Genomic DNA, 12,889 nt, shown 5'->3' with positions numbered 1-12,889 from the left:
TTCAGCTCCGGGTAGCTGAGATCCACCCGGTAGGTCCTGCCGTCCCGGGCCAGGGTGAACTGGCGCACCGGCGGGGGCAGCCCGGCGGCGATCATGAGGCGCTCCAGGAGGACCTCGGGCGTGCTCTCGGCCGCCGCCTGGGCCGGGTCCCGCCCGTTGACGAGCTGGGCGAGGGCATGCGCCCCGCCCCGGCCCCGCAGGTCCGCCTGCCCGAGCCGGCGTGCCACCAGGGCGAAGCGGTCCTCCTCCCGCCGCAGGGCGTCCTCGACGGCGGCCTCCAGTGCGGCCGGCCTCAGCACGCTGCCCAGGCCATCAGCGTGCGCACGACCCCCGTCACCCGCAACGATTCGGCGAGCGTCGGCTCCCAGGGGTTGCTGAGCGGGTCCGGCGACGGGTCGAGGGGGCCGTACTCCCAGGGCTGGAGCGAGCTGCTCCGGTGGAGCTTCACGCCCTCGGGCGCTTCGCCGCGCCGGGAGGTGATCGCCACCCCGCCGGTGGGCACGCCGTCCAAGCCGAAGAGCGCCCCGGCCGGCTCGTGCGAGATGACGGTGCCCGGCCCGCCCCAGAGCTGCGCAGCCATCAGCCTCTGCTCCCAGCACGCCGTGGAGCCCCCGATCCGGTATACGTTGGGGTGCACGCGCTCCCAGGCGCCGCTCTCGAGCCGGTAGCCGATTGTCCCCCGCGTGAAGCCGAGCGCGGAGACCTGCCGGCGAGACAGAACCTGATGTTGCGCCGCCGCCAGCCGCCTTACGGCCTGCTCCCTGATATTTGTGCCGCCCTGTGCAGGATTATCATGCCCACTCATGCACAAAAGATTAGCGAGGAGGTATGACAGCCCGGCCCCGAGTTCGCGGTACCGTGGAGGAAATGAATCGCACGGCCCTCCTCGCCGCCGGCGACACCGCAGTGTTCGCCGTCTTCACCACCGTGGGGCTCTTCTCCCACAACGACGGCTTCACCGTCGGCCACTTCGCCCGCAACTTCATCCCGCTGACGCTGTGCTGGTTCCTCGTGTCCTTCATCACCGAGACCTACACGAGCGGCGGCCCCATCCGGGTGGGGATCAACTGGCTGCTGGGCGTCACGGCCGGCATCATCGTGCGGAAGTGGTGGGTGGGCAGCCCGGACGGGCGCCAGTTCTGGACGTTCCTCGCCGTGGCTCTCATCACCAACGGCGTGTTCCTGCTCATCTGGCGGGGGATCGCCTCCCGGATCGCCCCCCGGCCGGCGGCGTCAGTGGCTGGTGCCGCTCGTGAAGGTGAAACGGTCTAGGCGCAGCGCCGGCGCCACGACCGAGTCCCACCCCGACGACTGCACCAGCGTCTCCCGCCCGACCCCGGAGCATGCCCGGAGTGCCTCGAGCACGTTCTGGGTGAAGCGCAGGTTGTGGACCGGGCCCGCCACCTTGCCGTCCTCGATGCGGAAGAGCCCGTCCCGGGTCATGCCGGTCAGGACCGTCTCCCGGGCGTTCACTACGTTCACGTACCAGAAGCGGGGCACCAGCAGGCCCCGGTCGATCCCGCCGATCAGCTCCTCGACGGCGGAGTCGCCCGCCCCCACCACCAGGTTGGCCGGGAACGGCCCGTACTCCCGGGAGCCGGTCGAGTGGCCGGTGGTCACGGTGCCCGCCTCGGCCGCGGTGCGGGTGTCGTAGACCGGGCCCGTGGCGACGCCGCCATCGATCACCGCCACCCGCTGGCGCCACACGCCCTCCCAGTCGAAGGCCGGGCCGAGGCTGGCAGGGTCGCCGACGTCGTCGGCAATGGTCACCACCGGGGCGGCGCACGGCCGGCCCGCCCAGTCCACCAGGAACGACTCCTCGTTCAGCACGTCCCGGGCGCCGAAGCCCACGTACGCCAGGTACTGGACCATCTCGGCCACCGCCAGGGGCAGGAGCACCACCGGATAGGTGCCTGGGTCGATGTCCGTGGCGCCCCGGGCGCGGTCGGCATCCGCAGCCAGGCGTTCGGCGACCTCACCGACCGGGATGGCCGATGCCCGGGGGGCGGCCTCCTCGTGGTGGGCGCTGCCGTCGTCCGAGCGCACCATCCCGGTGAAGGCGGCCACCGTGAGGCGCCCGTAGCGCCGGATGCCGTTGGTGTTGGCGAGGGCGCACTCATTGGCCTGGGTGGAGAAGAAGCCGGCTGCGGGGCGGCCGCCTGCAGCATCCACCACCTCCCGCACCCGTTCGCCCCGCCAGCGCGGGGTGGCCTCGGCGGTCTCGCCGTCGTAGCGGGACGCCACCTCGTCGGCGTCCGGCAGCGGGGCGCCGCCGTCCGAAGGCAGGCCCGGGTATGCGGCGTCGGGTGGGGAGAGGGAGGCCATCTCGAGGGCCCGGCGGCCCGCGTCGCGGATCGATTCGGGGGTCAGTTGGTTGGTGCTCACGGTAGCCGAACGCCGGCTGGTGACCACCCGCACCTTCAGCTGGGCGTCGGCCCGCTCGGTGTGCTGGTGGATCACCGAGTCGGCGAAGCGGGTCAGGCCGCCGACCTCTGACACCAGCGTGGCCTCCACCTCGTCGGCGCCGTCGACCCGCAGCGCGGCCTCGACGAGGCCGAGGGCGCGGTCGTCCCCGATGCCGCGGGGCGTCACCCGCCCGGCCTCACGGCCACGTTGCGGAACCGGGCGGGGGCGGCACCGTGCGCCACCCGGGCGGTCTGCCCGGGCTGGCCCTTGCCGCAGTTGGGCACGCCCCAGATGCGCCACTCGGCCGGCCCGGCGATGCCGTCGCAGCTCCCCCAGAACTCCGGGGTGATGCCCTGGTACATGGGGTTCTTCACGATGCGCCCCAGCTTGCCGCCCTTGATCTCCCAGGCGATCTCGCAGCCGAACTGGAAGTTCTTGCGCATGTCGTCGATCGACCAGGAGCGGTTGGTGTGCAGGTACAGCCCGTCCTCGACACCGGCGAGCAGCTCCTCGAGCGACCCTTCGCCGGGCAGCAGGTTGACGTTGGTCATGCGGATCAACGGGTAGCTGATCCAGCCGTCGGCCCGCATGGTGCCGTTGGAGCGCTCCTCGCCGATGGCCGCCGCCGTCTCCCGGGAGGTCTGGAAGCCCACCAGCAGCCCGTCACGGATCAGGTGGGTGGGCGAGGGGACCACGCCCTCGTCGTCCCAGCCGACGGTGCCCAGCCCACCCGGGGAGGTGCCGTCCGAGACGATGTTGACCAGCGGCGAGCCGTACACCAGGCGGCCGAGGTCGGGCGGGGACAGGAAGGAGGTGCCGGCGTAGGCCGCCTCGGTGCCCAGCACCCGATCGAGCTCCGTCGGGTGGCCCACCGACTCGTGCACCTGGAGCGCCACCTGCGAACCGTCGATGACCACCGTGGTGACGCCCTCGGGGCACGGCGGCGCGGCCAGCAGGGCGAGGGCTTCCTCGGCGACGCCCGGGGCATGCTCGACCAGCGCCAGGCCCCGTACCAGCTCGTACCCAGCGCACGCGTGCTGGCCACCGTGGGCGCCGGGGTAGGAGCGGCGCTGGGTGTCGTGCTCGTCGGCGGCGGTAGCCGAGATGCCGCACCCGGTCTGGACGATGGCCTGGTGGAGCAGCGATCCCTCGCTGGAGGCGAAGACGGTCTGCTCCCGGCGCAGCGCCAGGCTGGCCTCCGCCGAGGTGATCCGGGGGTCGATCCGCATCGCGAGCGACGCGGCGATCAGCAGGTCCACCTTCTCGGCCAGGGACACCCCGAAGGGATCCTCGGCGATCGGCGTGGCGTATGCGCCCCGCTGGGGTTCGGCGGGGACCAGCACGACGTTGTGGCGCTTGACCGTGGCCGATGCCCGCCCGACGCCCACTGCCAGCCGGGCCGCCCGGACCGCCTCGCCGGGCCTCAGGTCATGGGTGGCGGCGAAGCCCCAGGCGCCGTCCACCAGCACCCGGATGCCCACCCCGGCCGAGAGCGAGCGGTCGGCGGTCTCCAGGATGCCGTTGCGCACCGAGAGGTCCTCGATGTCGATCTCCTGGCCCCGCACGTCGGCGTAGGTGGCTCCGGCATCCAGCGCGGCCTGGAGCGCGCCCTCGACGAGTTCCTGCATGCCCGCGAATCGTAGCCGGGAATGTAGGAGGCCCGCGGCCTTTCCCGTGGTTGCGTCCAACACGCCTACCGGCGTCCCGCGTGGGCGATCACCTGCGCCAGGTGCATCGCCTGCCGGCCGGGGACCGCCTGGGCGATCTGGCTCCGGCACGAGAACCCGTCGGCCACCACGACCGTACCGGGCGGCGCCTGGCGGACGGCGGGCAGGAGGGCCTGCTCGCCGCATGCGATCGAGAGGTCGTAGTGGCCCGCCTCGTACCCCCAGGAGCCGGCGAGCCCGCAGCACCCCCCGGTGACCGGCTGGACCGAGAAGCCCATCGCCTCGAGCAGGCGCTGGTCGGCGCCGAGGCCGCCGGTCGCCCGCTGGTGGCAGTGCCCCCACAGCAGCGCGTCGCCCCCGGCGGTCGGCAGGGCGACGCCATGGTCCTCCAGGAACCCGGCAAAGTGCTGCGCCCGCTCGGCGAGCAGGGCGGCGTCGGGCACGCCCGGCAGCATGCGGGGCAGCTCGTGGCGGAAGGTGGCCACGCAGCTCGGTTCCAGCCCGACGACCGGTGTCCCCCGGTCCAGCTCGTCCCGGACGGCGTCCAGGCAGCGGTGCAGGTAGCGCCGGGCCAAGTCGAGGAAGCCGTAGTCGTACAGCGGCCGGCCGCAGCACACCGGTCCAGGCGGGACGATGACCCGCCAGCCGGCTGCCTCCAGGGCCTCCACCGCGGCGATGCCGACCTCGGCGGCGAAGTAGTTGGTGAAGGTATCGGGCCACAGCACCACCCGGGGGCCGTGGGGGTTGACCACCGGCCGGGCGGCGAACCAGCGTTGCCAGGGCACGCCCGAGAACTCGGGCAGAGCCCGCTGCGGGGTGATGCCGGCGACGGCCTGGAGGGCCCGGCGCAGCCCGGGCGCCCGAGCCAGGCGGTTGGCCGCCCGGGGGGCCCGGGAGGCTGCCCGGGCCAGCAGATCGATGTGCCCGAAGGCGTAGGCATGCCGGGGCCGCAGGCGTCCCTGCCAGAAGTGCGAGAGGAACTCGGCCTTGTAGGTGGGCATGTCGACCTGCACCGGGCAGTCGCTGGTGCATCCCTTGCACGCCAGGCAGAGGTCCAGCGCCTCCTTGACCTCGGGGCTGCGCCACCCGCCGGTCACCACCTCGCCGCGCAGCATCTCGTGCAGGAGCCGGGCTCGGCCGCGCGTGGAATGCTGCTCGTCGCCGGTCGCCCGGTAACTGGGGCAGATGACGTCGGCACCCTCGGGCTGGCGGCACCGCCCGACCCCGACGCAGCGCAGGGTGGCGTGGGCGAAGCTCCCGCCGTCGTCGGGGTAGGCGAAGTGCAGGGGCAGGGCAACCTTGGGCGGTCCGCCCGCCAGGCGCAGGTGGGAGTCGAGCGGGTACGGATCCACCACCTTGCCCGGGTTCATCCCCCCGTCGGGGTCCCAGATGGTCTTGAACTCCCGGAAGGCGGCCACCAGCTCCTCGCCGAACATGCGGCCGAGGAGTTCCGCCCGCTGCTGGCCGTCACCGTGCTCGCCCGACAGCGACCCGCCGTAGGAGCACACCAGGTCGGCGGCCTCCTCGAGGAACGCCCGGTAGGTGGCGACGCCGCCCGGCGTGGCGAGGTCGAAAGAGATCCGGGTGTGGATGCACCCGTCGCCCAGATGACCGTAGAGCGCGCCCTGGAGCCCGTGGCGCTCCTCGAGGGCCAGGAAGTCGGCGAGGTAGTCGCCCACCCGCTCGGGGGGCACCGCGGCGTCCTCCCATCCCGGCCACCCGTCGGGCTGGCCGGGGGGGAATGCGGCCCGGGCCAGGCCGGCCTCCCGGACGGCCCACACCTCCCGGGCTTGGTCCGGGCTGGCGCACATCGCGCCCTCCGGAGGGTGGCGGTCGGCGCCCAGCCGGCGGGCGAGGGCACCCGCCTGGGCGTCTGCCTCCGCCTGAGTGTCGCCGCCCAGCTCCACCAGCACCCACGCCGATCCGGGCGGCAGGCCGGGGGATCCCCGCACCACGCGGTTGTCGAAGCACTCGCAGCCGATCGGCCGGGCATCCAGGATCGCCCCCAGGTGGCGGGCGACCTCGGTGATACCCCCGTAGCCCACCACCAGCAGGCTGCGGTGCGCGACGTCCGGGATGAGTTTGAGCTCCGCCTCCAGCACGGTCACGCAGGTCCCTTCGGTGCCGGTCAGGGCGGCGGCGAGGTTGCAGCCGCGCTCGGGGAGCAGGTCGTCGAGGTTGTAGCCCGACACCCGGCGGGGGAGGCCCGGGAACCGTGCCCGGATCAGGGGGCCATAGCGCTGCCGGAGCGCCTTGAGCCCGGCGTAGATCTCCCCGGGGCGCCCGCCGCCGGCGGCGGCGGCGTCCAGCTCCTCCTCGCTGGTGGGGCCGACCCGCAGCCGGACCCCGTCATAGGTGAGTACCTCCAGGCGGGCGACGTTGTCCGAGGTGCGGCTGCCGTCGCCCACGAACCGGGCCTGCAGGGAGTGCACGCCGCAGGCGTTGTTGCCGATGTTGCCGCCGATGGTGCAGTACTTGTTGGTGGCCGGATCGGGGCCGAAACGCAGACCGTAAGGGGAGGCCGCCCGGGTGACGTGATGGTTGATCGCTCCCGGTTCCGCCCGGGCGGTGCGGCCCCGGGGATCCACCCCCAGCACCCGGGTCATGTACCGGGAGCAGTCGATCACCACGGCCTCGTTGGTCGCCTGGCCGGCCAGGCTGGTGCCGCACCCCCGGGGCAGCACGGGAGCGCGGTGCTCGCGGCAGACGGCATGCGTGGCAACGATGTCGTCGGCCGTGCGCGGGTACACCACGCCGATGGGGACCTGGCGGAAGTTCGAGGCGTCGTGGGCGAACAGGGCCCGGTCGGCCGCGGTGAAGTGCACGGTGCCCGGCGGGAGGGCGGCGGCGAGGGCCCGGCCCAGCTCCTCCGCCTCCAGCCGGGTGCGGGAACCACGGGAGGGCCACGGGCTCGGGGTCATGACCTCATCCTTCCCATCCCCGGGTAGGTACCTGCGGGGGGAGGACCACCTCTGAGAAAAGGAGACCCACATGGCTGAGCGCCGCACGGACCCGACACCAGGGACGCCAACCCCCTCCGAGGAGGAGGTCGTGGACCATCTGGCCGAGGATGAGGAGCACTTCACCATGCCCGGGGACCCCGACGAGCTGCACACCGACGCCGATCCCCACCGCCACGACGGGGCGGACTGGAACACGCCCACGGTCTAAGGCCATCCGACAATTGAATGCTGAAAGGTTATTCATATCCGGAATAAAAGGTTCTTCATAATTTCCCGCCGGTAACTGTGTCAAAGAGTCGGATTCGTGGAAACTTGTGAGCCTTTGATGGGTTCCTCCATGACCATTCCGTGAACACCGCCCACGCGCGACTTGACGGGACATAGCCGAGGTTGATACAAAAGCGCCTGCCGGGGGGCAATGGCTGGGCGATACTGTGGCGGATAACAGCTAATTCTGAAAGTTTATTCAGGGTTGGTGGTCCGTCCTTACGGTGGCGCTCTGGACGCGCGGTAGGCGGGATCTCGCTGCAGGTGCTGCCGCGCGGCCGTGTCCTCTGGAGGAGGTGGTCGCGGGCGGGCCTGATAGGGCGGTACGGGCAACGCCCCGAGCAGTTCATGGCAACCACACTCCATACCCACGAAAGGGCTAACGATGAAGCGCGGCATTTTCTCCCGACTAGCACTCGTTGCAACCACGATTACGGCTGGTGTCGTACTCTTTGCAGGCAGCGCCCAGGCGGCATCCATCCCGCTGGTGAACCTGACCATCCCGGGCCCCATCGGCGGTGTCAATGTGTGCGTCGACACCAACTGCGTGCCGGTTAACGGAGTGGCTAATGTCCACATTGGTCTGTCGCTGGACGCGGCGACCATAGCGCTGCTTCCCATAGTGAGCTTCGGCACGCAGCCGGGCTGTACCGCCAACGTTGACCTCGCCGTCACCATCACCTCGCCGGGCATCAGTGGGGTCCTGGACGGGGTCATCTCCTTCGACATCACGAACTACAACGGCCAGGTGATCGGCTCCAAGAGCATCCCGATCGGGCCGTTGCCGGTCGGTGTCCCGTCGTCCAGCCACACGGTGTCGGTCTGCGGGACAGTCGGCACGCTGTAGGTTCCGGCCGCCATCCACGCCACAGCAGGCCCGCCCTCGTGATTGGTTGGGGGGCGGGCCTGCGGGCGCGCCGGAGCCCGGGGCTACTACCTCGCGCCGTCGAGCTGATCCAGGATGGCGGCGATGGGCAGCTTGACGCAGGTGAAGATCGGGATGTCCCGCTCGGTATAGGCGGAGGACTCCGAGCCGCGCAGCTCCTCGACCAGCTCCAGGAACTCGGTGGGGGACTCGCCCTCGAAGGCGACGACGAACTCCTGGTCGTCAATGCCGAAGCTGTAGCCGGTATGGATCTTCACGCCCGGGTACTTGTGGCCCACCTTGAAGTGCTGGCCCATGATGCGGCGGCGCTCCTCGAAGGTCAGCCGGTACCAGGCCCGCAGCTTGACCATCGGGTAGACGAACAGGTAGGTCGACCCCACCGGACCGGCGGGCATCTGGTCCTCTTGGCCCTCGTGGCGGTGGCCGCCCAGGTACTGGCTGGGCCGGGTCATGGCCAGGTAGCTGTAGGTGGTGCGCAGGTGCCTGCCCAACTCGGTGGCGTTGATCCGCGCCTGGAGGTCCTGCACCGGGCCGGGAGTGCGGGCGATCGCCCACAGGGCGATGTCGCTGTCCGCCCGCAGGCCCACGGTGGAGTACGGGTGCACCTCGACACCGGTGGTGGCGGCGTCGGCCTCCAGGACCGCAGCCAGTTCCTTCTTGTGCATTGCCCGGTCCTCGGCGGGCAGGAGCCGCCAGGCAGGGTCCACCTGGTAGAAGGCATAGCGCATCATCTTGCGCTCGGTGCGCTCGGGTGCCGTGGGCTCGGTGTGCTTGGTCATGGTCGGTTCCTTTCCAGGGTCTTCTCCAGGCCCAGTCGGGCCCCCTCGACGATCTGGGCGACATCGCCCGGGCTGTGCGCCAGGGAGACGAATGCCGCCTCCAGCTGGCTGGGGGGCAGCATGATTCCGGCATCCAACAGGGCGTGGAACCAGCGGGCGTAGGCGGCGGTGTCGGCCCGCCGGGCGTCATCCAGGTTGGTGATGTCGGTGTGCGTGAAGAACGGGGTGAGCATCGAGCCCACCCGCTGCACGGCCAGCGCCACCCCTACCCCCTTCGCGGCGCCGGCGAGGCCGTCGGCCAGCTGCGCACCCAGGGCGTCCAGGCGCTCGTAGGTGCCCGGCTGGCTGAGCTGGCGGAGGGTCGCCAACCCGGCGGCTACCGACACCGGGTTCCCGGCCAGGGTGCCGGCCTGGTAGACCGGCCCCTCGGGGGCGATCATCGCCATCAGATCCCGGCGGCCCCCGTAGGCGCCGATGGGCAGCCCGCCGCCGATGACCTTGCCAAGCGTGGTCAGGTCGGGCCGCACACCGAACATCCCCTGGGCGCCCGACCAGCCCACCCGGAACCCGGTGATCACCTCGTCGAAGATCAGCAGGGCGCCGCAGCGGTCGCACCGGCGGCGGACCTCCTCGAGGAACCCGGCGGCCGGGGGGACGACCCCCATGTTGCCCGCGATGGGCTCGACGATCACCGCGGCGAGGTCGTCGCCGACCTCGGCGAACGCGCCGGCGAGGGCGCCAAGGTCGTTGTAGGGCGCCACCGCAGTGGTGGCCCGGGTGCCCTCGGTGACCCCGGGCGAGTCGGGCAAGCCCAGCGTCAGCACGCCCGACCCGGCGGCGACCAGGAGGGAGTCGACATGGCCGTGGTAGCAACCGGCGAACTTGAGGACCACGCTGCGGCCCGTGGCCGCCCGGGCAAGGCGGAGCGCGCTCATGGTGGCCTCGGTACCGGAGGACACGAAGCGCACCATCTCGACCGCCGGGAGGGCGGAACAGATCAGCTCCGCCAGCTCGACCTCTCCCTCGGTGGGGGCGCCGAACGACGTCCCCCGGGCAGCAGCCGACGCCACCGCCTCCACCACTGCCGGGTGGGCGTGGCCCAGGATCAACGGGCCCCACGAGGCGACCAGATCCAGGTACTCGTTGCCGTCGGCGTCGGTCACCCGCGGCCCCGCCCCCCGGGTGAGGAAAGGTGGGGTGCCACCCACGGCCCGGTAGGCCCGGACCGGCGACGAGACGCCGCCCGGCATGACCGCCTGGCCCCGGGCGAAGAGCGCCTCGGAGCGGCTCAGCCCAGCCACCGGGCGGCCTCCAGGGCGTGGTAGGTGAGGACGAAGTCGGCTCCCGCCCGCACGATGGCGGTGAGGATCTCCAGCGCCGCCCGCTCGCCGTCCATCCAGCCCCGCTCGGCGGCGGCCTTGACCATGGCGTACTCGCCGCTCACGTTGTAGGCGGCCAGCGGGGCGTCCACCCGCCGCCGGGCGGCCCGGATGACATCCAGGTAGGCCAGCGCCGGCTTCACCATGACGATGTCGGCTCCCTCGGCCAGGTCCCGCCGGATGCTGGCGAGCCCCTGGCGGGCGTCGGGCGGGTCGATCTGGTAGGCGCGCCGGTCGCCGAAGGTCGGGGCGCACTCGGCGACGTCCCGGAACGGGCCGTAGAGCGCCGAGGCGAACTTGGCCGAGTACGCCATGACGCCGGTGCCCGGGTGGCCGGCGCCGTCGAGGGCCTGCCGGATGGCGCCCACCCGGCCGTCCATCATGTCGGAGGGGGAGACGAAGTCGGCCCCCGCCTCGGCCTGGGACACCGCGGTCTCGGCCAGAACCTCGACACTCGGGTCGTTGGCCACCGTGTCCCCCTCGAGGATGCCGCAGTGGCCATGGCTGGTGTACTCGCACAGGCAGGTGTCGGCGAAGACCACCAGGCCGGGCGCCGCCGCCTTGACCTCCCGGATCGCCCGCTGGGCGGGCCCGTCGGCGGCGAAGGCCTGCGATCCCCTCTCGTCCTTGCGGGCTGGGATCCCGAAGATCAGCACCCCCGGGATGCCGAGGCTCTCCGCCTCCTTGGCCAGGATGCCCACCCGCTCGCTGGGCCACCGGTGGTGCCCGGGGAGGGAGGCGAGCGGCTCCTCCTCGGTGAGCCCGTCGGCGACGAACAGGGGCAGCACGAACCGGTCCGGGGTAAGCCGGGTCTCCGCCACCAGGCGCCTGAGGGCGGGGGTGGAGCGCAGACGGCGGAGCCGTGGGCTCGACCACGACCGCGGAGCGCCAGACGGCGAAGGGGGATGGTTCATCGATCCATTGTTCCCCGGAGGGCGGCCACCAGGGCCTCGACCAGGCCGGTCATGGTGTGCGGCCGGGCTTCGGCGGCGACATCCAGCCCGGCGTCCCGGGCGGCGGCGCTGGTGGCGGGGCCGATGGAGACCAGCGGTGGCATCGGGTGCCCGTCGGCGGCTTGGGCAAAGGCCCGGGTGATCGATGCGCTGGTGAGGGCGACGGCATCGAGGAGGCCGGCGAGGGCCTCCCGGATGGGGGCCGGATCCTCGGACTCGGTGCGGTAGGCGTCCACCCGCTCCACCGAGAAGCCCCGGCGGCGCAGGATGGCCTCCAGATCGCCGGCGGCGATGTCGGCCCGCACCAGGCAGGTGGCCGAGGGCGGCCCGGGGAGCTCCTCAGCGAGGGCGACGGTGGTGTAGGCGCTGGGGATGAACGCGGTATGGATGCCCTCGCTGGTGAGGGCGGCGGCGGTGGCCGGGCCCACGGCAGCCACCTGGCCCAGCCGGCCGGGCCGGAGCCGGCCCCGCAGGGCCTCCACCCCGTTGACCGAGGTGAACAGCGTCCACGCCTGGCCCCGGCCGAGCGCCGCTTCGATGGGGCCGAAGTCGTCGGGCGGCAGGATGCGGATCGCCGGGGCGAGGACGGGCTCGGCACCCTCCCAGGCCAGGAGGTTGGCCAGTTCGGCCGCCTGGGCTTTGGGGCGCAGGACCAGGACCCGCCGCCCCGCCAGCCGGCCGGTCACGGGCGCAGCCCTTCCAGGAGATCGAGGGCGCCCAGGTCGATGAGCTGCCGGGCCACCTCGCCCCCCACCGCGTCGGGGCGCCCGGGGTCGCCGGCGGCCCGGGCCCGGGCCTGCAGCCGGCCGTCGGCCGAGGTCACGGCCGCCTCCACCACCAGCACGCCGTCGGCGATCTGGCCGTAGGTGGCCACTGGCAGGAGGCAGCCGCCGCCCAGCGCCCGCAGCACCGTGCGCTCGGCGGTCACGGCCGAGCGGGTCGCCGGCTCGTCGAGCGCCCGGAGCAGGGCGTGCAGGGCGGCGTCGTCGTCCCGGCATTCCAGGGCGAGGGCGCCCTGACCGGGGGCGGGCAGGATGTCGGTGGCGGCCAGCACCTCGTCCGGCTCGATGCCCAGGCGCGCAAGGCCGGCAGCGGCTAGCAGCACCGCATGCACCTCGCCCCGGCGGGCCTTCTCGACCCGGGTGGGGACGTTGCCGCGGATCGCCACGACATCGAGGTCGGGGCGCAGCCGGCGGAGCTGCGCCTCCCGCCGGGGGCTTCCGGTGCCCACCCGGCTCCCGGCGGCCAGCGCGCCGAGGGTGGAGCCCACCAGCGCGTCCCGGGGGTCGGCCCGGGTGGGGACCGCGGCCACGACCAGGCCCGGGGTGGGGTCCGTCGGCAGGTCCTTCAAAGAGTGCACCGCCAGGTCGATCCGGCCGTCGAGCAGGGCCTGCTGGATCTCCTTGACGAAGACGCCGGTGCCCAGCGGGGCCTCGTGGTTCCGGTCGCCGGTGGTGGCGATGGTCTGCAGGTCCCAGGCCGCATCGGGATGGGCGGCGGCGAGCCGGTCCAGGACCCAGCCGGTCTGGACCCGGGCGAGCTGGCTGCCCCGGGTGCCTATGCGCATGGCCGTCCGGACGGGCGAGGTC

The 12,889-nt window shown here is 72.7% G+C and carries 13 protein-coding genes; 3 read left to right on the top strand and 10 right to left on the bottom strand.

The genetic code is table 11. The features are described 5' to 3' along the window. Both VFW71_08145 and VFW71_08140 read right to left on the bottom strand, forming a co-directional pair. Window positions 1-299 (bottom strand): hypothetical protein (locus VFW71_08145; GenBank protein HEU5002733.1); only part of this gene is annotated, 299 nt, incomplete at its 3' end. Continuing rightward, on the bottom strand, window positions 293-580 hold the full coding sequence (locus VFW71_08140) for a hypothetical protein (protein HEU5002732.1): 288 nt from the start codon (window positions 578-580) through the stop codon (window positions 293-295). The genes VFW71_08140 and VFW71_08145, both read right to left, overlap by 7 nt. Before the next feature lie 287 nt (window positions 581-867). Between VFW71_08140 and VFW71_08135 the strand changes: the two genes are divergently transcribed. Then, window positions 868-1,272, top strand: a complete 405-nt coding sequence (locus VFW71_08135; protein HEU5002731.1) for a DUF3054 domain-containing protein — start codon at window positions 868-870, stop codon at window positions 1,270-1,272. Here the strand turns inward: VFW71_08135 and VFW71_08130 are convergent. The 3 genes from VFW71_08130 to VFW71_08120 form a co-directional block, all read right to left on the bottom strand. Beyond that, the gene (locus VFW71_08130) at window positions 1,234-2,592 is read right to left on the bottom strand and encodes a TldD/PmbA family protein (GenBank protein ID HEU5002730.1); all 1,359 of its coding nucleotides are present in this window, start codon (window positions 2,590-2,592) and stop codon (window positions 1,234-1,236) included. The two genes, VFW71_08135 and VFW71_08130, sit on opposite strands and share 39 nt — an antisense overlap. Further along, window positions 2,589-4,034, bottom strand: a complete 1,446-nt coding sequence (locus VFW71_08125; protein HEU5002729.1) for a TldD/PmbA family protein — start codon at window positions 4,032-4,034, stop codon at window positions 2,589-2,591. The genes VFW71_08130 and VFW71_08125 overlap by 4 nt, the downstream gene beginning before the upstream one ends. A 65-nt stretch (window positions 4,035-4,099) precedes the next feature. Further along, the gene (locus tag VFW71_08120) at window positions 4,100-6,994 is read right to left on the bottom strand and encodes an FAD-binding and (Fe-S)-binding domain-containing protein (GenBank protein ID HEU5002728.1); all 2,895 of its coding nucleotides are present in this window, start codon (window positions 6,992-6,994) and stop codon (window positions 4,100-4,102) included. A 70-nt stretch (window positions 6,995-7,064) separates the two neighbouring features. On the opposite strand from VFW71_08120, the gene VFW71_08115 reads away from it, so the two are divergent. Both VFW71_08115 and VFW71_08110 read left to right on the top strand, forming a co-directional pair. Next, window positions 7,065-7,244, top strand: a complete 180-nt coding sequence (locus VFW71_08115; GenBank protein ID HEU5002727.1) for a hypothetical protein — start codon at window positions 7,065-7,067, stop codon at window positions 7,242-7,244. Between the two features lie 444 nt (window positions 7,245-7,688). Beyond that, window positions 7,689-8,150 carry a hypothetical protein gene (locus tag VFW71_08110; protein ID HEU5002726.1) on the top strand — a complete coding sequence of 154 codons (462 nt, stop codon included), beginning with the start codon at window positions 7,689-7,691 and terminating at the stop codon, window positions 8,148-8,150. Window positions 8,151-8,236: 86 nt separating this feature from the next. Here VFW71_08110 and VFW71_08105 read toward each other — a convergent pair whose 3' ends face one another. Genes VFW71_08105 through hemC form a run of 5 tightly spaced genes read right to left on the bottom strand, consistent with a single transcriptional unit; the run spans window position 8,237 to window position 12,867 of the window. Then, a complete protein-coding gene (locus VFW71_08105; protein ID HEU5002725.1) occupies window positions 8,237-8,968 on the bottom strand; it encodes a chlorite dismutase family protein in 732 nt (243 codons plus the stop codon). After that, a complete protein-coding gene (gene hemL / locus VFW71_08100; protein ID HEU5002724.1) occupies window positions 8,965-10,260 on the bottom strand; it encodes a glutamate-1-semialdehyde 2,1-aminomutase in 1,296 nt (431 codons plus the stop codon). Before hemL ends, VFW71_08105 begins: the two co-directional genes overlap by 4 nt. Beyond that, window positions 10,257-11,261 (bottom strand): porphobilinogen synthase, encoded by a 1,005-nt coding sequence (hemB, locus tag VFW71_08095; GenBank protein HEU5002723.1) that lies wholly within the window; start codon window positions 11,259-11,261, stop codon window positions 10,257-10,259. Before hemB ends, hemL begins: the two co-directional genes overlap by 4 nt. Further along, window positions 11,258-11,986 (bottom strand): uroporphyrinogen-III synthase, encoded by a 729-nt coding sequence (locus tag VFW71_08090; GenBank protein HEU5002722.1) that lies wholly within the window; start codon window positions 11,984-11,986, stop codon window positions 11,258-11,260. Before VFW71_08090 ends, hemB begins: the two co-directional genes overlap by 4 nt. Further along, a complete protein-coding gene (gene hemC, locus VFW71_08085) occupies window positions 11,983-12,867 on the bottom strand; it encodes a hydroxymethylbilane synthase (protein ID HEU5002721.1) in 885 nt (294 codons plus the stop codon). Before hemC ends, VFW71_08090 begins: the two co-directional genes overlap by 4 nt. Between the last annotated feature and the right edge of the window lie 22 nt (window positions 12,868-12,889).

Source organism: Actinomycetota bacterium, assembly GCA_035765775.1.
GTDB lineage: Bacteria > Actinomycetota > CADDZG01 > JAHWKV01 > JAOPZY01 > DASTWV01.
The sequence above is the reverse complement of the archived record's forward strand: the minus strand, read 5'-3'. Positions and strand labels throughout refer to the sequence as shown.